This window comes from Rhodopirellula sp. MGV, assembly GCF_002251265.1.
Lineage (GTDB): Bacteria > Planctomycetota > Planctomycetia > Pirellulales > Pirellulaceae > Stieleria > Stieleria baltica_A.
The window spans coordinates 31,269-53,499 of record NZ_NPDI01000063.1 but is presented as its reverse complement, the minus strand read 5'-3'; the positions used below and the strand labels follow the sequence as shown (position 1 = coordinate 53,499).

Here is a 22,231-nt window from a genome sequence, read left to right as displayed (position 1 = left end):
CCAGGGCAAAAAGTTTTGGGCCGATTGCTTGCCCCCTTGTTGAAGCGCGGGAAAGCTTAGGTTGATAGAACTGCAGTGGCATGGAAGCCGCGCCGCTTGGGCGTCGTGCGACATGTCGTCCGTCACCTCAAGCATTTCTCATGGATGTTAATCATGCGTCAGTTCCGCTTGCTAAAGAATACCGCCCTGGCAGCACTGGTTGCCGGTTCGTTTTTGGCCGGTCATCAAGTCTTCGCAGACGATTTTGATGCACTGCTTGCCGAAGTTGAGTTTGCTGATCCGAGCACCTCGGGCGATGAAGCCGCGATCGCGCCTGTTGCTCCCGTCGAAGAAGCGGGAGCTCAGTCAGCACTGGGCCTCGAGTTGCCTCCCGAGCCGCTCCCGCACGAGCCCGCAGCAGCCGTTGATACGCTGCCCGCGGTTCCCGCCCCGCCAACGCCCGTAAGCACTGGCGCCGACCAACTCGCGCCGATCCCAGAACCCGTTCCCGCGCCTGTGGCAAGCGTCGCAATGGGCGGATCGTGCCAGTCTTGTGGTGGACACTCGGTCGCCGCTTGTGGATGCAATCACGGTCATCACAAACTCAGTAACTGCCTCGGCAACCGCATTCAAGCGGGATCGTGCATGCCTTACATGCCACCGCAACTTCCGACCTCGACGTTTTACCAGTACTGGCGATCAAACGCTTGCAACGCAAATGTCTGGGACGGATATCAGAACCGGTGCCACGACAAAATCGATTTGTCGATTCATCGCAACGCCCGTGGCTGCAACGGATGCGACAACGGCTGTGCCACAGTGCCGGCGAACTGGTGTGACTTGCAAGAGTCCTGCGAGTAATCGTCAAACGAACGATTCATGAACGATTCCAAACGCCCGGTTCCGCCGGGCGTTTCGCGTTTGGTGACCGAACGAAGGAGACCGAACGTTTGCTAGCAAACGCATAATCGTGTTTAGAAAAAAAAACGAACGATCCCGCGGAACCACTACAGGAGTCGCAATGGAGTTGCCGATACCACTTGTACCATGGATTGGGAGGGTGGAACGATCGGTGCCATCGTTCCAGCACTGATGGGCCATGGTGAGGCAGGGAGGGCTTCACCATGGCCCTTCTCCTTTTCCGGTCCATCGGAACGCCGCGATCGCGCACGGCGCATTGCTGAAATTCAATAGAGCTTCGTGATCGCAACCCGGGCGCTCGACCGTGGTGATCAACTCTCTGCTCTCAACCCGCACGATGAAGCGGGTCGCTTCTACGGCGTGATTCCGATTCTGCTAAGAGAATAGCTGCTGTACGATCGAGCCATCACGTACTAGCGTAATTGGTCGCCCTGTCGTGCTGTTGAACTCCAATGTCGGGTCGACACCGAGGTTGTGGTAGAAACTGGCCGCGACGTCATCGGGTGTGATTGCTTCGTGGCGTGGTCCGCTGGCCGTATCATCGCTTTCGCCGATCACTTGTCCGCCACGAACGCCGCCGCCAGCCATCAGCATGAACATGCATCGTGGATAGTGATCACGCCCGCCTTCGGACGAACGGGTGTTGATCTTCGGAGTGCGTCCGAATTCGCCCGTCACGAATACGGCCGTTTGCTGTAGCAGTCCTCGCTGTTCGAGGCCGTTCAGCAGCCCGCTCAATCCCGCGTCAAGCTTGGGCAGTTGGCCGTCTTTCAGTCGCGAAAAGTTATCGGCGTGTGTATCCCAGCCACCTAGCTGGACGGTTACAAAGCGAACGCCTGACTCCACCAAGCGAAGTGCTAACATGCAACTTTGGCCGAACGAGTCCTCGCCAAACTGTTTGGCAAAGCTTTGCGGCTCGTTGCTGATATCGAAGGCGTTGCGAGCGCGTTCGGAGGTGATCATCGAGTACGCTTGTTCGCCGAATTGGTCGAGACCTTCGAGCAACTGATCGTTCTTTTCGAGTTCGGCGAACTTGCGATCGAGCTTACGTAGCAGTGTTTGTCGGCGCTGCACCTCGTCGACCGCCAAGTCACCTGGAAGCGAGATCCCGCGAACACCGTAGGGACGTCCAAAGTTCGGTTGCGAATTCGTTTCGAGCGAGGAATAGCGGATCCCTAGAAAGCCTGACCCGTGACCTGCTTTGGGGATCGCGACTGCGCTTGGGATATCTGGATCAGCAGGTTGTTCCTTGGCCAGCACAGATCCGTAGCTGGGGTATTCTAGGGCTGGCGTCGGTTTGCTGCCCGTGTTGACGTATTCCTGGCCCAGTCGGTGTGCTGCCAGCGTATGGCTGACGCCGCGAAGCAACGCGATCTTGTCCATGCACCCAGCGATCTTTGGCAGGTGCTCGCATATTTGGATCCCGGGCACATTGGTGGAAATCGGTTTGAACGCACCACGATGTGTGTCGGGGGCGTTGGGTTTTGGATCGAACGTGTCCAAGTGAGAAGGGCCGCCCGGCAATTCGATGAAGATCGCCCGATCGGCAAAGCCCGATTTGACTTGACCAGCCGCAGCGAGCCGATCGTATCCTGCCATCGTTAATCCGCCGATCGACAGAGAACCGATTTTCAGCAGGTCACGCCGTGAGACGCCATCGCATGTTTGGTGAAATTTCATCGGGCGGTCCAAGTGGGTGAAGGGGAAAGTATTGGTGGTGGAAAGGCGAAGCGGAAGGAAACTCGCAAACCCAGGCGACGGTCACCGCCTGGATCACTTGGGTGAAAGTTCAGTGGCTGATAATGAATTCTTTGGTGTTGACCAAAGCCCACATCAATCCTTCCAGGCCTTTCGTTGGTGAATCGCTTTCGTTGATATACTGCGTCGCGATTTCGGTTTCGTCTGCATTGGGGTAACGGCTTAGCGTCCGGAGATAAGCTTGCCGGATCACGTCATCTAATGAAGCTTTGATTTGTCGTCGCCGATCAGTTCGTCAACATTCTTTGTGACAAGTGAAGGCCAGCAAGTCGGATCTTTGATCAAGCTTTCTAGGCTCGGAACTTCGTAACGGTCACCAAGTCGTTCCGCGATTCGGACGTATTGCTTTTCCGCCGTTTGAAGCATCTTTTCCTGACGTGCGGGCGGCATCCTGTTGTATTGCTTTACTCGCGAGAGGACGCTCAGACGGAGCTTGTCGTCTTGTCGCTCGCGAGACGACATTTTGTCGGTTCCCGATTGCGGTGCATCGAGTTCCAGTTGACGGCAGATTTCGCTGACCCAACCGTCCCGATTGGCAATGCGTTCATGCATCTCGGCATCGTTGCGCAGGTAAATCGCTTGCAACAAACTGGGGGAATCACTGCGGTCACAATCACAGTTGGTTTCGCGGATGGATTGACCGAACACTTCCAACGCAAAGCTCGAATTGTTGCGTGTCCGACCTTGTCCATCGGCGATCGCCATTTGGTCCAGTTCCGTTCGCAATTCGTTTGCCTGTTTGGTCGACCCGGTCGCCAGCATCACCATGTCGAAAACGACCTCGGCGGGGAGGCGACGTGGCAGATGATGCGAAAAATTCGCCCGATCGTTGATGTTGGTCGCATTCGTTTCGGCACTTCGTTGATAGGCGTCACTGGTGACGATCTCGCGATGCAGCCACTTTAAATCGAAGTCGTGACGCATGAATTCCGATGCCAAGTGATCGAGCAGTGCCGCGTTGCTCGGCGGGTTCGCCAGGTTCATGTCATCGGTCGGGTCAACGATCCCAATCCCGAAATAGTTGCCCCACACTCGATTGACGAGAGCTTTGGCAAAGTATGGATTCGATTCATCACGAAGCCACTGCATCAAGGCCGGTCGCGGGTCTTGGGAAAGCTCAAATTCGTCGTTCTCGCCGAGGATTTTTCCTGCCGGGATACGTGCCGGTGGTGGCTTTCTGCCTTTTTTTCTGGCGAGTTCTCGCTGCCGTTTTTGACGTTCGGTAAGGCTCCGCTTGGTAACGAATAGTTCTCCGAATGGCACGACCTTGCCGTTCTGGGAAGCCTTTTGGATGGCTTTTCGCAACTCACCGCCTTTTAGTTCCTTGCCGTCGGTAAGCTTCGCATTCAGTTCATCACGCAGTTCTTTGGATTGTGGCGAGACGACATTGGCGTTGCTTGCCCGGACGGTCGTAAACAGTTGTGCGAAGTCGTCGAAATCTTGTTTTGACCACTGATCGAATGGGTGTTTGTGGCACTGTGCGCATTCGATACGCACACCTAAAAAAGCGTACGCAAATCCGATCGCGCGCTCTTCCGGTTTTTGAAAATTGCGACGCGCCCAGAAGAGAGGCAGCGAACGGCGTTCGGCATAGCGATCGAGATCTCCGTTGCAGATCTCGGTCATTTCGCGGCAGTAGTCGAGATAGCTTTCGCCTTCTTCACGCGTGCTTGCGGTGACAATCCCAGAGACGATCTCGTCGTAGGGCATGTTTTCATCGAGTCGCTTTTGAAGCCATTTGAACCACAGTTTGTTGCTGACGTTTCGCACCGGCAGAACATTGTTGAGCTGTTCGGCACTGTTGCCGGTCCAATCGCTCATTCGAGTCGCCCACCAGGCGCCATAAGCAGGCGAGTCGAGTAACTCATCGATGTAGCGTTCGCGTTTATCGGAGGCGTTGTCTTGAAGAAATGACTCGACTCGATCGGACGCCGGCAGCACGCCGGTGATATCAAGGGAAACACGTCGAACGAATTCTTCATCGGTACACCGATCCGAGGCGACGATACCGAGTTTTTGCAGTTTCTGATCGATCAAGCGATCGATCGGTTTCGTTGGCGTTGAACGCGCCACACTGCCTTGTTTTGTAGCGGGCGTCACGATCGGGCGAATCACCGGAATCGGAACGACGGCTTTGTCATAGGAAACAACAATATGGGTGTCGCCAGAGTCACCGGATTGGACCAAGCCGTTTTCCGTGACCGCAGCGATCACATCATCATTGCTGCTGAAGCGGCAAAGCGGTGTGACGTCTTCTGCGGAACCATCTTCCCAGTGTGCGACCACTTTTAAGCTGACTTGCTGGCCGTCCGATTTGAATTGAATTTCATCCGGAATGATCTGCAAGCGGTCCAATTCTTGGATGGAGGATTCTTTGTATGCGGCGCCGCTCGCGATCCAACGACGAAGCACGTTGTATTGCCAACTGCCTTGATCAAAACGCTTGCCGCCTTCGTGCAGATCGGCGTCAGAGGGCTTGGCGAGGATCAAACTTTCATCGATGTCGGACGTATCCACTCGGCCGGTCCCGCGGGCCAGCAACGCTTCGTGATCGGCCGCAAAGTCGTAACCAAAGAGTGACAATTGAAAATCGCCGCGTCCTTGGAATGAGCCATGACAGGATCGGCCATTGCAGCCCAACTTGCCCATCAACGGGATCACATGTTTTTGAAAATCAGGGACTTCTTTGGTGTCCCCAACAGCGAACCGCGTGTCGATTGTCGGTGCGGGGACCGACTCGGCATACGCCGCCGATGAAATTCCGAATAGAACGAGCACGCCGAAAACTCGACGTCCTTGTGGGGTTTGCCAAAAAGACTTCATCACAAAAGCTTCGTCAAACGGAGGGGAAATCAGGGATGGGAGTGTTCCGGCGAATCAACGCTTGGGCTGGCTACGACCAGCTTTGCGTAAATTTGCTTCGAGGTTTTTTTCGACGTTGATCGCGAAGTCGGACTCGCGTTTTTCAATCTTCGATTCGGTTTCGGCAATCTGTTGCTGCATCCGGGCGACACGCGTATTCAGTAAAGCAACTTCATGCCGCATTTTCGCGAGCTCTGCCTTGGCCAATTGCTCGGTGACCTTGGCCAGCAATTTGCGATCTGACTGGCTATCGCGGATTTTCAGTTTGGCGATCAACAGGTTCAACGACGACTGTGCTTGAACGATTTGCAATTCCAACTCGAACGATTCTTCGCCGCGTTTCTCAGCCGCTTGCAATCGCTTTGCCGAGCGTGCTAAGCCACGAATCGCCACGTCGTATTGTTTAGGCGCTTTCTTGCGTAGCTGGTCAAGCAGTTTTTTGACGTCCGGCAGATGGCGATCAACCATTTCCAAGACGTTTTGTTCAAGCTCTTTATCGATCCGGGATGCCCTGCCCGCGTCCTCTGCAGGTGTCTTAGTCGGACTTGCCGATAGCGCTGATTGACCCAACAGTTTGGCATCCACAGCCAGTGCTGATGACGAGCAGAGCAGTTCGCCAATGGACCAGAAACAGGCGAAAGCGATCACGGTGCGAAGGTTCGCGAAACTAGCCATCGTTATGCTCGCCCTCCAGTAAACCGGCTTCCATCGCAAGGACCATCCAATCAATTGAGTCGTCGCCCGAATTCAAATCGCCATCGTTGGTCTCAGGAAGGTGGTTCATCGCGATTGCCGAATCGTGATGAATGTCTGCTTCGCCCGGCAAAGTCTCAAGACGCTCTGCCCAAACGGTCGCCAATCGCAATTCGTAGTCTTCGTTCGTCGGCGACTGCCGAATGGCAATGGAAGCGGCGAACAAGCCAGTTGCCGCCAGGGTCACCACGATGGCAAGCAGGCGTTTCTTCGGGGGTGACGGTTCTGGAAGTGAGTGCCGTGTAAAGGCGGAGTGGCTGGTCGCGATTTGACACAGCAGTTCGCTTTCCCGCAGCAGGATCGCTTGCAAGGTCTCGTCATCCAGATCGGCTTCGAAAGCTTGTGATTCGGCGACATCCATTTCCCCCAACAGATACGCCAAGCAACGTTGTTGCTGGTCATTTGCGGTTGGTTCGGGAGATCGATTCATTTCAGGCAGTTGGAGTGGTTGGAAACGGAATGGGGGCTCAACGGCTATCTCGAAAGTCCTCTAAGTCGGATCTCAACTGATCCATCGCTCGACGCATTCGGGTCAGAGCGGTACCAAGTGGGATTTCAAGTTGATCTGCGATTTGGCGGAACGAGAGACTTTCAATCAGTCGCAGGCGAACGACCTCTCGTTGTTCGCGCGGTAGTCGCTCGATTGCTTGGCGGATTCGGGTTTGGGTTTCTTGTTGTTCGATGGGGGCAGGTGGCGGACGATCGATTGCATAGCTGCTCTCTGGCGCGGCTTCCATCACTCGATCCGCCCGTGATTTCCGCCGCCACCACAATGCTGCCTCGTTGCTTGCCACCCGAAAGAGCCATGCGCGACGAGCGGGCACAGGGATCGGGGTGCTATTCTGCAGGACGGCGAGGCGTACGGCTTGTAAACAATCGTCAATGTCTGCGGGTTGGGGAAGTTTTGATGCTAGCAATTTACGCAGTCCATTTTCGGACTGTGCGAAAATCTGCTTCCACAGGATCGAATCGTCCGTCAGCGGGGGATCGCTTTCTGGATCGAGTCTTCTGGGGGCGGAATCGCCTTGATCGGGCGTGTTTTCGCTCATGTTTTGCCGGCGTCAGATAGTTCATTGCGCCGCGAGCCCCATTTATTTTCTGTCTTTGCGGATTTTGGCAACTTTTTTGCGGTGCAAGCGGCATGCGAAAAATGCTGCGGGGGCAAAGAATTTCGGCCCCCACCACTGCCATGAACTAGCGTTGGGCACGATGATGTGCAGCAGGAAAGAACGTAGTACGACATGCCGGAGTAACGATGGCTGACCAAATGGATGATATCTGGGTGGGGTTTGATCTTGGGGGAACCAAGATGTTGGCAATCGCCTACGACAACGATTGGAACGTCCTTGGCCGCCGCCGCCGCAAAACGAAAGGTCGCGAAGGCAGCGATAGCGGGATCGCCAGAATTGGGTCAACTATTGAACGATTGATCGAGGAAAACGAACTGCAAGGAAAGAGGATTCGCGGGATCGGGATCGGATGTCCAGGGCCCATCGATCTCAAAAAAGGTCGCATCCTGACTACCCCAAACCTGGGCTGGGATGACGTCGATGTCGGCAGTTATTTAACGAAACAGTTCAACTGTCCCACGGTCGTGCTGAACGATGTCGATGCCGGACTGTACGGAGAATACCAGTTTGGTGCCGCGAAAGGGTCACGCTGTGCGGTGGGTATTTTCCCAGGCACCGGAATCGGCGGCGCCTGTGTTTATGAAGGCCGGATCTTGCAGGGCGACGGCATCAGCTGCATGGAAATCGGCCATACCCGAATCAGCAGCAGCACGCGCAGCAGCGGCTACGAACTGCCTGGAACATTAGAAGCGGAGGCGAGCCGGCTCTCGATCGCCGCAGAAGCATCGAAGGCAGCTTTTCGTGGTGACGCACCGGCGCTTGCGGAGGCCGTCGGAACAGACCTTGCCGATATTCGCAGCGGTGCGCTTGCCGACGCGATCAACAACGGCGACAAGGTGATTCGGCGTTTGGTTGAAGAGGCTTGCGAATCGATCGGCATTTCGGTCGTCAACACGATCCACTTGTTATGCCCTGATACGATCGTTCTGGGGGGCGGATTGGTCGAAGCGATGGAAGACCTGATAGTTGGCACCGTGGCAAAGACGGCGCGCAAGCACGTGATGAGTCCTTACCGTGATCGCTTCAAAGTCGTCCCCGCAACTCTGGGTGATGACGCCGGCGTGAAAGGGGCCGCCGCCTGGGCTCGTCGAGAATTGGACGAGTAGTCACGATAAAATAAAAGGACTCGCCAGCAGCGACGCCTGCGTGGCGAGTCCCATAACGCACGTTGGTGCGAATCTCTTTTTGGCTCGAACTTAGACGCGATCGATGTAGCGGTTGATAACGCTTTCGAGCAATTCTTGGCGGCCGCTGACGTTGGCGGTGACTTCGCCTTTTTCCAGCATGTAGGTTTCCAGTTCTGCGAAACCGACGTCGCCCGATTCGATCTTGGCACCGATGCCACTGTCGAAGCTGCTGTAGCGATCTTTGATGAAGCCGTCCAAAGCATTGTCGGCGCGGATGGCCGCGGCGATCTTCAGGCCTTTGGCGTAGGCGTCCATCGATCCGATGTGTGCATAGAACAGGTCGATCGGTTCGAACGATTCACGTCGAACTTTTGCATCAAAGTTCACACCGCCGCTGCCCAGACCACCGTGCTTGAGGATGTAGTACATCATCTGCGTGGTCAGGTAGTAATCGGTTGCGAATTGGTCGGTGTCCCAGCCCAGCAGCATGTCGCCGGTGTTGGCATCGATGCTGCCCAGCGCACCTTGTGAACCGGAGTAGTCGATTTCGTGCATCATCGTGTGACCGGCAAGCGTCGCATGGTTGGTTTCCAGGTTCAGCTTGAAGTGATCTTTCAGGTCATACGCACGCAAGAAGTTCAAGCACGCCGCCGCGTCGCTATCGTACTGGTGCTTGGTCGGCTCTTTGGGTTTTGGTTCGATCAAAAACTGACCGGTGAAGCCGATCTCCTTGGCGTAATCGACCGCCATGTGGAAGAACTTGGCCAAGTGGTCGAGCTCTCGTTTCATGTCGGTGTTGAACAGGTTCTGATAGCCTTCGCGTCCGCCCCAGAACACATAGTTCTCGCCGCCCAAACGCTTGGTGACTTCCATCGCTTTTTTGACCTGAGCGGCCGCATACGCGAAGACGTCTGCGTTGCAGGTGGTCGCGGCACCGTGCATGAAACGCGGGTTGGAGAACATGTTCGCCGTGCCCCACAGCAATTTGATTCCGCTGCGTTGTTGTTCTTCCAACAACACGTCCGCAACCGCATCAAAGTTCTCGTTCGATTGACGCAGCGAGTCGCCTTCGGGTGCGACGTCACGGTCATGAAACGCGTAATACGGCGCTTGCAGTTTCTCGAACAACTCGAATGCGACACGTGCGCGATTCTGTGCGTTCTCGACCGACTCGCTGCCATCGTCCCAAGGACGTACGGCGGTGCCGGGGCCAAACGGGTCGCTGCCGGTGCCGCGGAATGTGTGCCAATAGACGATGGAGAATCGGAAGTGATCCTTCATCGACTTGCCTTCGACAACCTCGTCGGGGTTGTACCAGCGAAACGCAAGCGGGTTATCGCTGCTGGGACCTTCGTACTCGATCTTGGGGATGTCTGGGAAAGCAGTCATGGCAAGGAAGCGGGGAAATAGTGAAGGGAAGTTGCGATTTGCACAGCGAAGTTTCGACACTACCGAGAGCCAATGCAAGGAGGTAATGCCATGCAATTGGCCGTAAAAAGACGGTAATTCAGCCAGAATGCCGTTACCGTAATTATTTCACCGGCCAGTTGTGTTTTATCACTTTCGGTCGCATTGACTGGGTGCGATGACCATGCCGTTTTGGTGATGTTTGACGGCTTCCGAGATCGCTCGCACGACGTCCGGATGGTCTGCCGCGACATTGCGTTTCTCGCCGATGTCGATCAACAAGTCGTACAGCAATGGCGGGTCGTGTTCGTGAACAACCTTGCTGTCGGCGGTGTAGCTGTCTTGGGTCTTGAAGTGAGCTTTAAAGCGTCCCATCCGCGCCGCCATCAGCCGACTGTCGCGGTAATAGAAAAACGTTTCCCGCGGCGACGCGGCATCGCCAGTCAATGTTTGGCTGAGGTCGTACCCATCAAGTGTGACGTCCTTAGGGATTTCGGTTCCAGCCATTGATGCAAACGTTGGCAGCAAGTCCAGCGTGCTTGCCAAGCCGTGATGCAATTTGCCTGCGGGAATCGAACCTGGCATCCAAAAGATACCGGGCACGCGTTGTCCGCCTTCGAACGTGGTGCCTTTGCCGTTTCGCAGTGGGCCAGCTGAACCGCCATGATCGCCAAAGGTTAGCCAGGGGCCATTGTCACTTGTAAAGACAACCATCGTCTTGGAATCGATGTTTGACTTTCGGATCTGCTCCAGGATCTGACCAACGCTCCAGTCGATCTCTTCGATTACATCGCCGTAAAGGCCCGCCAGTGAGTGTCCTTCGAACGCTTCGCCACGGAACAGCGGCACGTGCGGCAATGAGTGCGCCAAGTACAAGAAGAACGGTTCCGATTCGTGTTCACGTATGTACTCGACCGCTTGTTCGGTATAGCGACGTGTGATTGTGTTTTGATTGGTGGGACGCTCGATTTCTTTCACGTCGCCTCGAGGCCCGGATAACAACGGGACATTGAAATCGTGGTAGTCCGGATCGGCAAAGACTTGGCGTCCTTTTTTGCCGGGCACCTTGTCCATGTCATTGCTGTAGGGAATGCCATAGTAATTTTCAAAGCCATGTTCCGTTGGCAGGTACTGTGGTCGATGTCCCAAGTGCCACTTGCCAACCATCCCCGTACGGTAACCGGCATCGTGCAAGACTTCGGCGATCGTGACCTCACTGTCTTGGATCCCGCCAACGGAGTCGGGGAACAATACACGTCGATTTCCATACATGCCGTTGCGAACGGGATAGCGTCCCGTCAACAGTGCGGCGCGGCTGGGCGTACAGACATTCGCGGCGACATAAAACTGTGTCATCCGAGTGCCTTCGGATGCCATCTGATCAAGATTCGGAGTGGCGATGCTGGGGTGCCCATAACAAGACAGGTCGCCCCAGCCAAGGTCATCGCAAAAGATCACTACAAAGTTTGGGCGATCGACCGCGTCGCCGTCAGCAGCATTGGCGTTGGAAGCAAGGCGAGGACATGCCATCAAGCAAGTGATGGCCAGACATAGCAACAGCGTACGCAACATGATCAGGCGCCGGGAAAAGGAAGGAGACGAAGGTGGGGAGCACTCCGGGCGCGATTGGTCAGCAACCAACGCGTCGTGAGTGGCCTTCAGTCTAGCAGGCACGGCCGCTGCGGGTGCGCTCTTCTGCTATTCGCTTTTGCCGGACTTACCTAGGGCTTGCTTGTACTGCTCGATCGCCGAGCGGCGTTCGTCGGAATGGCGTTGCTTTGCCTCGTCGCTCATTTGGGCCCACTGTTCAGGCGAAGGCTTGCGCAGCTTCGCCGCGATTTCAGCTCGTTGTTCGGCGGTCCAAAGCTCGATGGTGGCAATTTTACGGTCGCGACGAGATTCTCTGTCAAACGAATCGCTTGCGATCGCGTTGCCAGCAGTAGGAAGGCCGAGGTCCTCCGGGCGGATCAACGCCGAAACTTCTTCAGCAGTTGGTACGGCTGAAGGTTCACCTGATGTTTCGGTTTCAAAGGGTTGGCCGATCAGCTGTTCTTCATCAGGACGTGCGATCAGCGACCAGCGGTGTAGCATTCCGAAACGTTCGCTGCGTGAACAGCGGATGGTCAATTGCCAAACTCCCGTGATCGGTTTTCCGTTGAAGACGCCCAGTCCTGGGCCCCGCTTCACAACACCCTCGGGGATGAAAGATCCGCGAAACGGTGGACGAGCTTTGTTGATCGGTGTCGAGGCTTGGTCGTCAAAGGTGGTGTCTTCAAAGTGGTCGTCACGGCCGCCAACGCCGGTGAAGAGTTCGATGCGAGTTCCGTCAGGTCCGGTCAAATAGGCATCGAGAGCTTCGACGGAAGTGTGCGTGATTTCCAATTTCAAATTCAAGTCAGCGATCACAAACGATTCATCGATTTCGATCTCAGAAACGATCGTTTTGCGAGGCGGCAGCATCTCGGCTTCGACGCTTTCGAAAACGCCGCCGGTCATCGATTTGGACGAGATGATTTCTTGAGCCGACAACAGTCCGTCGCCGTTGGCATCAAGACGCACGAATTCGTCGACACGTTGGTCTGTCATTTCGACGGCGAATTCGGGGAGGTCGACTTGTCCGTCACGGTTGGTGTCCAGTTCGTAAAACCATCCGGGTAAGCCTTCGATCAGATCGCCGGTTTGATCTTGAAGGTCTTTTAGGTAGGCGAACAGTTCTTCGCGTGACAATTCGCCGTCGGAGTTGGCATCAATCGCGCCAAAGGGAATGCCGAGTTCGATGGTTTCGTTTTGTTCCAGGCGACCGTTTTTGTTTTCGTCGAACCGTTCAAGGATTGAAGCGGTTAGCCAATATCGGTTGCCACCGCTGCGGTACCACTCGCGACGTTCGCGTTCGCGTGATCGGCTGTCATCACTGGAGACCGAAGAAGTGATTCCATTTCCGACGCGACGGGCCCGTTGAATCAGTTGGTCGCTGTCGTCGCGAAGGTTTCGTCGGCGGGCGTAGCGCTGGGCAAGTTCCAGCCGGCTCAGTCGATCGTCGTTGTCGAAATCCATCGTGAAGGGATCGAGGTTGGTCCAGCGGCCACGTGACGCCTCGCGTCGATCCAGGTAGCCATCGCGGTTGCGATCGTAGCGGCGGATTTGGTCTTCCGCTTCGTCCAGGTCATCGGCGGTGTAGGGATACTTGACGACCGGCAGCCCAAACTCGGGAACCATAAAGTCGTCATCGCCAGCGCCGAAGTCTTTCAAGGTGTTTTCACGGCTGGGGCGAACGCTGTCACGGTCGGAGCCGTTCTTCATCGCATAGTAAATCCGAGCCGCTTCCTGAAGTTTGTCGATTCGGTTTGGGCGATCCAGTGACATCCGCCTCGATTCGGCAACGCGTTCCAAGTAAGGGCGCGCCAGCGGCGTGATCTCGTCCGGATCAATTGTTCCGTCACCGTTGCGGTCGAGGCGTTCAAGCGATTCACGCAGGCCGGCTTGGCCGTACGCCAAGCCGGGCGCGATCAGACCTGTGATACAAACGCTCGACAGGAGGACGCATCGTCGGATGAGGTTTGCCAACATCGGAGTACCTGAAAAAGCTTATCGGTCGCGCGAGCGAGAGGACGATGACGAATAACGCGACGAAGAGCTGCCGCGTGACGAGGAGCGTGAGCTGGATGAGGATCCGCCCTCGAACAACTCTTCAAGGATCGCTCCCATCACTTCGTCGTTGCTGGGCGAAAAGACCTGAACGGTTTGTTCGCCGCGTCGATCGATCGTGCGGGCCAAGTTTTCGACCTGTTGGTACAGGTGATCCGGCGCGGTCACGATCAGCGAGTTGCTCGGCTGGTGGACGGCCAATGTCATCTTCGGTTCCAAGTCGATCGCTTCCCCGGATGCCGACTTGGGTTGTTTCTTGTTGTCCGACTTGCGGTCACGATCTTGTCCACCATTGTCATCGGGACGTTGCTGTTGTTGGGGGCGATTGCCATCGCCGCCGGCCGCTGCGGCTGGGGAAACGGCAGCAACGACACGTCCGGCAAACGCTTGGCGGATCGCCTTTTCGACTTCCGTGGCTCTCGTATTAGCGAGTTCGATGATGTGTGACTGGCCGAAAGTTTCGATCTCGGTAATGCTGGATTCCTTTTCGATGATCCGCAGGTACTTTTCGACCTTGGCGACGTCTTTGCTGGTGCCTTGTACGATCAAGCGATTCAGTCGTGAATCGGCAACGATCGTTGCGGTTCCCGCGATCAGTGTGACAGTGCCATCGCGGTTGGTGATCAGGCTGCCGAGCACCGATCCCGGGGACGAGACCGTGGCATTGATCAATGAATCGGTGCTGACCGCGGCGCTGCCGTCGAGCAGTTCGGCAAGCATGCGTATCGCGTCGACCGGTCGTGTGTACTTCAGGTAATACACAATCGGTTCGTCGGTTGCCGATGATTGCGGCCCGGCAAGTGTTTCTAAGTGAGCTTGGAATTGGTTCAGCACGGTCACATCATCGCACTGGATCATCAAGCCGCGGCTGGTCAATTGACATTCGATCGCAGTTTTAGAAACGTCGGTCTTGGGGCTTTGCAAGATTTTGGCTCGGCCACCAGCGGATACAAAGTGATCTGGCGTTTTGCTTTCCAGAATGTCCAGCAATTCGTTGGTCTGTTCGGACTCGGAAGTGTTGAACACAACACGTTCCGCAGGTCTGGACGCCTGCTCGGATTCGAACAGCAGGATTGGGTTGGGCAAACGCCAGAATCGGGCTGCCGCGGCAAGGGTTTGACGTGCGTGTGCGCCGGTCAGTTGCAGCAGTCTGACATTGGAGTTGTCAGCGGTGGCGGCTGGTTTGTTGTCCAGACCCTCGACGATCTTGCGGATTTCTTCGATTTGTGACGGTTTGCCACGAACGAACAGACGGCGGTTTTCCGGGTCGGCATCAATCTTTGGTCGCGCGACGTCTTCATCTTCGTCGTCATCGTAAAACGTCGATAGGTCGAGCATCTCTTCGATCAGTCCAATCGCCACATAAGGATCGACCGTGGTCAGCGAGATCACTTCAAAGGTCGCGACATCGGCGGCCAATTGGTTGACTGCTTCGGCGATGTCTTTCTGGACGTTGGGTGGTGCCAAGGCAACGATCGTCCCGGCGGTTTCATCTTTTGAAATGCGAATGCTCTGTCCAGCCAAAAGCGTCTGTAGCACGTCGTAGGCCAAGTCGACATTTCCGCCGACGACCGCGTGCGCCTGAAGGATCGCGTTGCCCGTTTCTTCCACCTCCGTTTTATCGGCCACGTCGATCGATTCGACCAACCGCTCGATCAGTTTGACTTTGTCTTCGACCCCGGTGACAAAGATGCTTTTGCCAAGGACGTCGGAGGACAAACTGACATCGATACCAATCATTTCTCCGGTTGCCAAACCGAGGTGCGGTCGCGCGACAGTCAAGATGTCTTCGGCGTTGACATGTTCCAGCATAAAACTCTTGACGACGGTACCGTTGTCCATGGTCGTTGGCTGAAACGAATCCAAAATCATTTTCACGCTGCTCAGCTTGCCAACCGTGTCGGTGACAAGTAATTGGTTCGTCTTGCTGAATACGGCCGGTTGCATCATTAGCTTGATTGCCGAGAGTTCTTCGACGGCATCTCCGGCGGACAATGCACCCAGCGGGAATAGGCATTTGACCACGTCGTGCTTGGGACGCGATTGCAATGCGTCCGGTCGAACCAATTCGGCCAGCGAATCAAGCTGTTGCAAGCTGCGCGGGTCGCTCAAGTTGATCACCGACAACAGGTTTCCGCTGCGGACCAGCGTGTGTCCTTGCGGTAGTAAGAATAGGTTGATTCGGTCGATCGCTTCTTGGTGCGTGAAAGCTTTCGGGTCGCTGTAGGTAAAGCTACCAGCGGGGACCGAATCGACGTGCAACGCAAGTTCAGCTTCTTCGGCGATCCAATTGATCACTTCACGCCATGCGACCCCGTTGAACGAGAATCGCACCGTTTCGGATTGCGTTGGCACTACCGCAGGATCTGCGGCGGGTTCGCTTTGTTGCTGCGTTGTCTGTTCCTGAGCCGTTTGACCATTGGATGGGATCGGGGCAGCGACCCAAAGGCTAAACGCGAGGGCTGACAAAATGCTGATGCGATGCATTGTGTTGCGATAGGGGGTGAGGAAACAAAGCCGAACGTAATGTGCGACCGAGTATGACCAACAACGAGGGTCATGCCAGACAGAACCAATTAGGTGAACACCTTGAGCGTTCACCAGGGTGAACGTCGCGTTTAAGTCGCAAACGCTAATCGGTGTCCAACGGCAAACCGGAGCCCGTTGGCTGGCAGGTGGGGGTGGGTGCGGCTAAATGGGGGCCGCAGGTGGGATACCCGGAGTATAGTCGGTTGCCAAGAATCTGGCGACCTTGATGATCGACAAAGCCAAAAACGGATTGCTTAATCGTCGCGGTTGCTATCAACCGTTCATCGTCCGATTTGGGGGCGACTGACGTTCTCTTGGTGCGTCTGCCGTCGTTCGCTCATGCCCGGACGAGTCAGCACTATTTTCCCTTGGTGAATTTCAGCAGCAGCCAGTCACCGAGTTTGGGAATGCCATTGCCGATCGTGATCAGCAGACGCATGTATCCCGGCAAAACCAAATCGGGCAGGCGTTGCGTCGCGACTTTAAAGACGGCGTCCGCAACACGTTCGGGATCCAGACCTTTGAAATTCGTTCCGCCACCTGGCGCCGCGGCACTCGCAGGCAGTGCCCCACCCGTCCGTTCCGAATAGCGTTGTCCAGCGTCAGCACGACGGATCGGTCCGGGGCTGACCAAGCCGACATGGATTCCTTGATCACGAAGTTCTAAACGCATTTGCTGGGTCAGTCCCGAGAGCGCGTGTTTGGCGGCGTTGTAACCACCGAGGTAGCGGGCGCCGACTTTTCCAGCTAGCGATCCGATGTTGACGATCGCGCCGCCGGATTCACCGAGCAGCGGTTGCATCGCCTGTGTGCAAACCAAAGTGCTGATCACATTCGCATCGATCAACTCACGCAATCGATTGGCGTCCAATTCCATCGTCAAGCCACGATCGCTTGCGCCGACACAATTGACGAGCACATCCAATCGTCCCCAACTGTTGGTCAAGGCGTCTCGAATCGCCGCGCAATCATCGGGACGTGTCACGTCACCCATGCACCACATCACAGCGTCGTTGTCATCGCTAATGCTGTTCCCAGCAGCACGCAGCCGATCGTTGTCACGGCCGACGAGCATGACCCGATAACCGCGTTGGTGAAACACGGTCGCAATGACGAGCCCCAGTCCGGCGGAAGCACCGGTGACCATCGCGACCGGTTTGACAGGCTTGATCGATGTGTTTGTCATGAAAGATGAGGATGCGGTGAAGGGCGGGGGAGAGAGGCAGTGCAGGGTGGGTTGGAAAATAACTCAGGCGTGCGGCAAGGATGTTGGGGAGCCACGAAAGCATGTCAGCTACCCTCTACGCCAACAACCGTGGCGATCAAGTTTCCGTCGTCGACTGGCGCGGTGGGTGACGATTGCGAAATGTGATGCTCAAGGTAAAACTTGCAGCGATCACTTGTCTATTCCCACTGGAAACTTGAAAGATGGCGCGGCCCGCGATTCACCAATCCTGTACCAAGATCGTTGCAACTGTCGGACCTGCATGCGACACCCCCGAACGATTGGCCGAACTGATTAGAGCCGGTGTGGATGTTTTCCGAATTAACACCGCGCACGGCAAGATCCCTGACCACGAACAAAAACTGCATGCGATCCGCAAAGCGTCGGAAATGGTTGGCAGTCCCGCAGGGGTACTGTTGGACCTCGCCGGACCGAAGATCCGATTGGGTGAATTGCTTTCCGAACCGTTACAGCTGGATGTCGGGGCAGAGTTGACCTTTATTCGTGAAGGCGAACCAGAGAACGAATTCGAAGTCACGGCAAACTATCCCAAGCTGATTGCGGAATTAGAACCTGGCAACACGGTGATGTTGGCCGACGGCATGGTGGCGTTGGTTGTCGAATCGGTCACCGAGAATCGCGCGGTCTGCCGTGTGACTGCTGCCGGTGAAGTTCGTAGCCGACAAGGAATCAACCTTCCGGGCGTCAAGCTTTCTGTGTCGAGCTTGCAACGCAACGACATCAGCAACGCGATGTGGGCTGCCGAAAACGGAATCGACTTCATCAGTTTGTCGTTTGTTCGCAGCGCCGAAGATGTTTATTCGTTGAAGAATCTGTTGCAGGCTCATGAAAGTGAAGCCTTTGTGATCGCCAAAATCGAAAAACCTGAAGCGCTTGAGCAGCTTGAAGAAATCGTCGATGCGGCCGACGGCATCATGGTCGCTCGGGGGGATTTGGGTGTCGAAATCGATGTCGCCGAAACCCCGATGGCGCAGAAACGAATCATCCAGGTCTGCAAAGAGAAGGTGAAACCTGTGATCGTCGCGACGCAGATGTTGGAGTCGATGCACCACAATTCGACACCAACACGGGCCGAAGCAAGTGACGTCGCCAATGCGATCTTGGACGGTGCAGATGCTTGTATGCTGAGTGGCGAAACCGCAGTCGGCGATCACCCCGTGAAGGCGGTCGAAGTGATGAGCCGAATCATGCGAGTGACGGAAAGCAACTTGGTGCACGAAATCAATCACTCAGTCAGCCACTGCGTGCATCCGATCACGACTGCGGTGACGAACGCGGCAATCAGTATTGCCGAAGCGATTGACGCGGCGATGATTATTATCGCTACACGGTCGGGCGGGACCGCTTGGGTGAAAAGCAAATCACGTAGCTCGATTCCGACCCTCGGTGTCAGTGATTGCCCGGCAACCCTGCGACGGATCCAATTGTTTTGGGGGATCCGGCCCGTCGGTATCGAAAAGATGGCCAGCCCAGCCGACATTCGCGCACAGATCTGCAAATGGGGCAAGGAGCATGGTCAGCTGAAAAAAGGTGACCGAATCGTCTTCGTCACCGGCAGCGGTGTCGTCGAGAAAGCGCACAACTCGGTTGTTGTTCACTCTGTCGAGTAACATCGCCGCTTTGCAAGTTCGGCAAGAGACGACTCTATTCCCTCTCTTGTAACAGTTGATTGTCGGATCGATTCCCCATGTATTGATAGATTTGGGGATCGATTCCGTGGGACAAGAAAACAACCGCCCCATCGGCCAAAGCGAAATTTGCGCCGCCGGTGTGAGGACTGTTGAATCCGCCGACATCATTGGCCGTTAACTCTTGATCAAGATAATCTTGCAAAGAGATCGCTTCGAAGTGATCCGTGTTGCGTAACGTGGCTCGTGTGCCGCTCATCCAACCTAAGCCATCATGATCGCCGAGCGTTTCGCCGAGCAAGATTGTGTTGGTCGTGCCATCGGTGATCTCCGAAAATTGCGTGGCACTGTTGAGATAGAAAACGCCCGTGTTGTCGGTATCGATCGGTGCCTCGACGTCATTGTGGCAGCCAGCATAGTTGCTGGTTGCGACGGCTTCGTTGCCAAAATCGCGTAACCGATATCCGTTCGATGGGCAGAGGAATGTCGCGATGCGATAGTTGCGGACTTCTGCGTTCGCTTCGTCGTACACGCTTTTGTCAAAATCAATCTTGCCGTAAGCGGTTTGTTGCTCGATGTAGGGCAAAACCTGCGTCATCCAGCCGATGTGTTTACCGCCGTTAATCTCGCTGCGGATTGGGCCGCTGTCGTCGGTGACCCCATTAGGAAGGTGGTCCATCGCAAACTCAAAGTGATGGGCGGCCAAGGTCACCTGCACCAAGTTATTTGAACAGGACATCCGTCGCGCGGCTTCGCGAGCCGCTTGGACTGCGGGCAGTAACAGTCCGATCAGTATTCCGATGATCGCGATCACGACCAACAATTCGACCAAGGTAAATGCGTTACGTTTCATCATTGGGACTCAGTTGAAAATGATAGGACTGTGTGGTGATGTTCGGGAATATGCCCAGCGTTGCGGACACATTGATCGTCATTGATTCGTCAATCTCGATCTGCACAGTGGCTGGTAACTTGCGGCCAAAAAATTCGAGTTCTGTTGTCCAGGTTTCGGAACGGTATTCGGAGTCATTCCGCGATTTCCGGGCGGCGCGTGCGACTGCGGCATCAAGAAAACGTTCGGTTTGCAACATCTGGTGTCGAAGCTTCGTTTCATGGCGTGAGCGATTGGCCGACATCAGCATGCTCATACACAGTGATGTGACCACTGCCATGCACGCCAAGACCATCACGGTAATCGTCCCACGACGGGATCGATTTTCGCTGTTGTTTTGATTCATGAGTCCAGCTCCTGGTTGAGGTAGCGAACTCGAATTCCGCATGTCGCACGGAACGATCGCCAAACCGGCGTTTGAGAGACGGCAAAGGGTGTCACGGTCGTGATGTCCAGACCGACTTCGTTGTTCGTGATGTCCCAATCGAAATGAGAGTGACGTGGGATCCGCCAGCGGAACTGTTCACTTGCCACAACCTGTTCGTCACGCAGTTGTGCGAACTTGATGGTTTGTTCATCAACGGCGTACTCGACCGTACTGCCATCGACCAGATGCAGTCGCAAACTCGTGGTGTCGTTCGATTCGTCGGTGGAGATCACCCGGTCGCATTCGTGAATGTGACGACGCAGTTGCGATGCCAAGTTGAAATACGTTTGGTCGTCAGTGAGACGCCGGTGATTGGTGCTCGACCAACGAAATGCTTGGTGGACTGTTCCGACGGTGATCGTCGTGATCACCGAACAGAGCGAGACCGCAATCATCAATTCACGAAGTGTGAACCCGCCTTGTCGCCGCCGTTTGTGTCGCATCATGATTCCTCCGGCGTTTCGGGGGACGGGTTAGCTGTGATCCAGCCAACTAATTTGACGGGCGGCGGATTTCCGATTCGCTGCCAGTTGAGTTTCAGTTCCAATCGTCGTTCGTCATCGACGACGATCACTTTGCCCTGGAGGGTTGCGCCGGGAAGCCTGCTTGATAATTCACTTCGAACAGTTAGTGATTCCAATGCCTCGGAGCGTTGATCGTCATCCAGCACGATCAATCGATCGAGCATGGCGGACAGTTCGTCGGTGGCGAGCTGGTACTGAGTGGTTTCTTTCCAAGTTCTTGCCGAACGCAGCGCCATCGGTGCAAACACGCCGAGCGTTGCGACAGCCAGCCCCATCGCGACGAGAGCTTCTAAAACGGTGAAGCCATCGCGCCGTTGCTTGTTTGGGTTGGTTGGTGATTTCATTAGAGAGTCACCATTGAAGTGAGTGACATAAAGATCGCCAAGACACTGACGATGACGGGTACGGCAACAAAAAAGACTGGCAGGTACTGCAGCACGCCGATGATTCGATCACGCCGAAACGCCGTCCGTGTTTTCTTTTGATTTGCCAACTGAATGAGCGTCCAAGAAAGCACGCCAGAGTCGCTGATTTGTGACAGATGTTGTGCTTCGGACGGGGCGATCAGGCGGTGTCGCGCGAGCGAATGCCAGAGTTCTGCGTCGTCCGATGACTGGTTGCGCACGCGGAGCAGTTTTGCGCGGATCGTGCGGTTCGGATGATGTTGTGCCGCCGATGTCATTGTTTTGGCGAGCGACAGTTGAAAACCAATCGGAAAGGCAAACAGTTTTAGCAATGCCGCGTGTTCGTCGGCGGAGTAATGAAACAGACGACGAACGATTGGACGACTTTTCAGAAATTGCCGGACGTCTTCGAAGAGAAGCGAGAAAACAAATCCCATTGTCAGAAAAATGGCGAGTTGCCAAATGCCTGAAAGACCATTGATCAGCCAGTCCAACCACATCAACGCGGCGGGAGGTCTGATTTCAAGTTCTTCAACGATTTGCCGTAACGTCGGCAGGATGAATGTTCCCAAAAACAACAGGATCATCATCGCAATGAACAGCATCAAGATTGCGTAGCCGATCGAATGAATGATTCGTGGACGACTACGTTCGACGAGTGGATGGTGATCGTGGTCGATCAAGAATTTCAACGCTTGTTCATTCGAAGCGACGTCGGCGCCACATCGGATCAGCAATGTGTCGTCTTCGCTTATGACACCAGGCGTATGGGAAAGCGCTGAGCCCAGCGGGCTGTCCGCTTTTAGCCACATCGACAAGCGTTTGAGTTTGTTTTCGTAGTGCCCCGGATGTTCCAACGCCATGTTTTCGATCAGCGTTGCGGGCGGTACAGCGCGGTTGTACGCAACCCACAGCAACCGCAAAAGTGATCGTTGTTTAGTGGCGACCGGATCGTCGATGAGACCGCTCGGCAGCAAGCGTCGTTTCCCTTTCATTTCG

Annotated in this window: 19 protein-coding genes; 3 read left to right on the top strand and 16 right to left on the bottom strand. The window is 55.3% G+C overall.

All coding sequences use genetic code 11. The annotated features are described in order from the left end of the window. The first annotated feature begins 75 nt into the window (after window positions 1–75). A complete protein-coding gene (locus CGZ80_RS21900) occupies window positions 76–840 on the top strand; it encodes a hypothetical protein (RefSeq protein WP_143544089.1) in 765 nt (254 codons plus the stop codon). A gap of 435 nt (window positions 841–1,275) precedes the next feature. On the opposite strand, the gene CGZ80_RS21895 is transcribed toward CGZ80_RS21900, so the two are convergent. The 6 genes from CGZ80_RS21895 to CGZ80_RS21875 all read right to left on the bottom strand — a co-directional run bounded on the left by CGZ80_RS21895 (window position 1,276) and on the right by CGZ80_RS21875 (window position 7,322). Further along, window positions 1,276–2,580, bottom strand: coding sequence for a DUF1501 domain-containing protein (locus tag CGZ80_RS21895; RefSeq protein ID WP_094417816.1), 1,305 nt, complete (start codon window positions 2,578–2,580; stop codon window positions 1,276–1,278). Window positions 2,581–2,689: 109 nt separating this feature from the next. Continuing rightward, on the bottom strand, window positions 2,690–2,851 hold the full coding sequence (locus CGZ80_RS28815) for a hypothetical protein (RefSeq protein ID WP_233148584.1): 162 nt from the start codon (window positions 2,849–2,851) through the stop codon (window positions 2,690–2,692). Window positions 2,852–2,856: 5 nt separating this feature from the next. After that, complete coding sequence (locus CGZ80_RS21890; RefSeq protein ID WP_233148583.1) at window positions 2,857–5,481, bottom strand: DUF1549 and DUF1553 domain-containing protein; 2,625 nt, start codon at window positions 5,479–5,481, stop codon at window positions 2,857–2,859. 54 nt (window positions 5,482–5,535) lie between these two features. Then, window positions 5,536–6,195 carry a hypothetical protein gene (locus CGZ80_RS21885; RefSeq protein ID WP_094417815.1) on the bottom strand — a complete coding sequence of 220 codons (660 nt, stop codon included), beginning with the start codon at window positions 6,193–6,195 and terminating at the stop codon, window positions 5,536–5,538. Further along, the gene (locus CGZ80_RS21880; RefSeq protein WP_094417814.1) at window positions 6,188–6,703 is read right to left on the bottom strand and encodes a hypothetical protein; all 516 of its coding nucleotides are present in this window, start codon (window positions 6,701–6,703) and stop codon (window positions 6,188–6,190) included. The genes CGZ80_RS21885 and CGZ80_RS21880 overlap by 8 nt, the downstream gene beginning before the upstream one ends. Window positions 6,704–6,740: 37 nt before the next feature. Further along, window positions 6,741–7,322 (bottom strand): RNA polymerase sigma factor, encoded by a 582-nt coding sequence (locus CGZ80_RS21875; protein WP_094417813.1) that lies wholly within the window; start codon window positions 7,320–7,322, stop codon window positions 6,741–6,743. Between the two features lie 218 nt (window positions 7,323–7,540). On the opposite strand from CGZ80_RS21875, the gene CGZ80_RS21870 reads away from it, so the two are divergent. After that, a complete protein-coding gene (locus CGZ80_RS21870; RefSeq protein WP_094417867.1) occupies window positions 7,541–8,509 on the top strand; it encodes an ROK family protein in 969 nt (322 codons plus the stop codon). Window positions 8,510–8,599: 90 nt separating this feature from the next. On the opposite strand, the gene xylA is transcribed toward CGZ80_RS21870, so the two are convergent. From xylA to CGZ80_RS21845, 5 genes are all read right to left on the bottom strand, one after another. Next, window positions 8,600–9,919: a xylose isomerase gene (gene xylA / locus CGZ80_RS21865; RefSeq protein ID WP_094417866.1), complete on the bottom strand. Its 1,320-nt coding sequence runs from the start codon at window positions 9,917–9,919 to the stop codon at window positions 8,600–8,602. Between the two features lie 168 nt (window positions 9,920–10,087). Next, window positions 10,088–11,509 (bottom strand): sulfatase, encoded by a 1,422-nt coding sequence (locus CGZ80_RS21860; protein ID WP_199180691.1) that lies wholly within the window; start codon window positions 11,507–11,509, stop codon window positions 10,088–10,090. A 126-nt stretch (window positions 11,510–11,635) separates the two neighbouring features. Next, complete coding sequence (locus tag CGZ80_RS21855) at window positions 11,636–13,504, bottom strand: proprotein convertase P-domain-containing protein (RefSeq protein WP_094417812.1); 1,869 nt, start codon at window positions 13,502–13,504, stop codon at window positions 11,636–11,638. A gap of 18 nt (window positions 13,505–13,522) precedes the next feature. Then, window positions 13,523–16,069 (bottom strand): secretin N-terminal domain-containing protein, encoded by a 2,547-nt coding sequence (locus CGZ80_RS21850; protein ID WP_094417811.1) that lies wholly within the window; start codon window positions 16,067–16,069, stop codon window positions 13,523–13,525. A 400-nt stretch (window positions 16,070–16,469) separates the two neighbouring features. Continuing rightward, window positions 16,470–17,297 carry an SDR family NAD(P)-dependent oxidoreductase gene (locus CGZ80_RS21845; protein ID WP_094417810.1) on the bottom strand — a complete coding sequence of 276 codons (828 nt, stop codon included), beginning with the start codon at window positions 17,295–17,297 and terminating at the stop codon, window positions 16,470–16,472. Between the two features lie 242 nt (window positions 17,298–17,539). Between CGZ80_RS21845 and pyk the strand changes: the two genes are divergently transcribed. Further along, complete coding sequence (pyk, locus tag CGZ80_RS21840; RefSeq protein ID WP_094417809.1) at window positions 17,540–18,967, top strand: pyruvate kinase; 1,428 nt, start codon at window positions 17,540–17,542, stop codon at window positions 18,965–18,967. A 34-nt stretch (window positions 18,968–19,001) separates the two neighbouring features. Here pyk and CGZ80_RS21835 read toward each other — a convergent pair whose 3' ends face one another. The 5 genes from CGZ80_RS21835 to CGZ80_RS21815 are packed head-to-tail and all read right to left on the bottom strand — an operon-like array spanning window position 19,002 to window position 22,227. Next, window positions 19,002–19,841 carry a DUF1559 domain-containing protein gene (locus CGZ80_RS21835; RefSeq protein ID WP_094417808.1) on the bottom strand — a complete coding sequence of 280 codons (840 nt, stop codon included), beginning with the start codon at window positions 19,839–19,841 and terminating at the stop codon, window positions 19,002–19,004. After that, window positions 19,828–20,223 (bottom strand): hypothetical protein, encoded by a 396-nt coding sequence (locus CGZ80_RS21830; RefSeq protein ID WP_094417807.1) that lies wholly within the window; start codon window positions 20,221–20,223, stop codon window positions 19,828–19,830. Before CGZ80_RS21830 ends, CGZ80_RS21835 begins: the two co-directional genes overlap by 14 nt. After that, window positions 20,220–20,750, bottom strand: coding sequence for a type II secretion system protein J (locus CGZ80_RS21825; RefSeq protein ID WP_143544088.1), 531 nt, complete (start codon window positions 20,748–20,750; stop codon window positions 20,220–20,222). Before CGZ80_RS21825 ends, CGZ80_RS21830 begins: the two co-directional genes overlap by 4 nt. Next, window positions 20,747–21,172 (bottom strand): hypothetical protein, encoded by a 426-nt coding sequence (locus CGZ80_RS21820; RefSeq protein WP_094417805.1) that lies wholly within the window; start codon window positions 21,170–21,172, stop codon window positions 20,747–20,749. Before CGZ80_RS21820 ends, CGZ80_RS21825 begins: the two co-directional genes overlap by 4 nt. After that, the gene (locus tag CGZ80_RS21815; protein WP_143544087.1) at window positions 21,172–22,227 is read right to left on the bottom strand and encodes a type II secretion system F family protein; all 1,056 of its coding nucleotides are present in this window, start codon (window positions 22,225–22,227) and stop codon (window positions 21,172–21,174) included. Before CGZ80_RS21815 ends, CGZ80_RS21820 begins: the two co-directional genes overlap by 1 nt. Window positions 22,228–22,231 lie beyond the last annotated feature (4 nt).

Bases quoted from the DNA above. Each gene is read 5' to 3' on its own strand.
- CGZ80_RS21895 (WP_094417816.1), bottom strand. From the start codon at position 2,580: ATGAAATTTCACCAAACATGCGATGGCGTCTCACGGCGTGACCTGCTG.
- CGZ80_RS21890 (WP_233148583.1), bottom strand. From the start codon at position 5,481: ATGAAGTCTTTTTGGCAAACCCCACAAGGACGTCGAGTTTTCGGCGTG.
- CGZ80_RS21885 (WP_094417815.1), bottom strand. From the start codon at position 6,195: ATGGCTAGTTTCGCGAACCTTCGCACCGTGATCGCTTTCGCCTGTTTC.
- CGZ80_RS21880 (WP_094417814.1), bottom strand. From the start codon at position 6,703: ATGAATCGATCTCCCGAACCAACCGCAAATGACCAGCAACAACGTTGC.
- CGZ80_RS21875 (WP_094417813.1), bottom strand. From the start codon at position 7,322: ATGAGCGAAAACACGCCCGATCAAGGCGATTCCGCCCCCAGAAGACTC.
- CGZ80_RS21870 (WP_094417867.1), top strand. From the start codon at position 7,541: ATGGATGATATCTGGGTGGGGTTTGATCTTGGGGGAACCAAGATGTTG.
- xylA (WP_094417866.1), bottom strand. From the start codon at position 9,919: ATGACTGCTTTCCCAGACATCCCCAAGATCGAGTACGAAGGTCCCAGC.
- CGZ80_RS21860 (WP_199180691.1), bottom strand. From the start codon at position 11,509: ATGTTGCGTACGCTGTTGCTATGTCTGGCCATCACTTGCTTGATGGCA.
- CGZ80_RS21855 (WP_094417812.1), bottom strand. From the start codon at position 13,504: ATGTTGGCAAACCTCATCCGACGATGCGTCCTCCTGTCGAGCGTTTGT.
- CGZ80_RS21850 (WP_094417811.1), bottom strand. From the start codon at position 16,069: ATGCATCGCATCAGCATTTTGTCAGCCCTCGCGTTTAGCCTTTGGGTC.
- CGZ80_RS21845 (WP_094417810.1), bottom strand. From the start codon at position 17,297: ATGACAAACACATCGATCAAGCCTGTCAAACCGGTCGCGATGGTCACC.
- pyk (WP_094417809.1), top strand. From the start codon at position 17,540: ATGGCGCGGCCCGCGATTCACCAATCCTGTACCAAGATCGTTGCAACT.
- CGZ80_RS21835 (WP_094417808.1), bottom strand. From the start codon at position 19,841: ATGATGAAACGTAACGCATTTACCTTGGTCGAATTGTTGGTCGTGATC.
- CGZ80_RS21830 (WP_094417807.1), bottom strand. From the start codon at position 20,223: ATGAATCAAAACAACAGCGAAAATCGATCCCGTCGTGGGACGATTACC.
- CGZ80_RS21825 (WP_143544088.1), bottom strand. From the start codon at position 20,750: ATGATGCGACACAAACGGCGGCGACAAGGCGGGTTCACACTTCGTGAA.
- CGZ80_RS21820 (WP_094417805.1), bottom strand. From the start codon at position 21,172: ATGAAATCACCAACCAACCCAAACAAGCAACGGCGCGATGGCTTCACC.
- CGZ80_RS21815 (WP_143544087.1), bottom strand. From the start codon at position 22,227: ATGAAAGGGAAACGACGCTTGCTGCCGAGCGGTCTCATCGACGATCCG.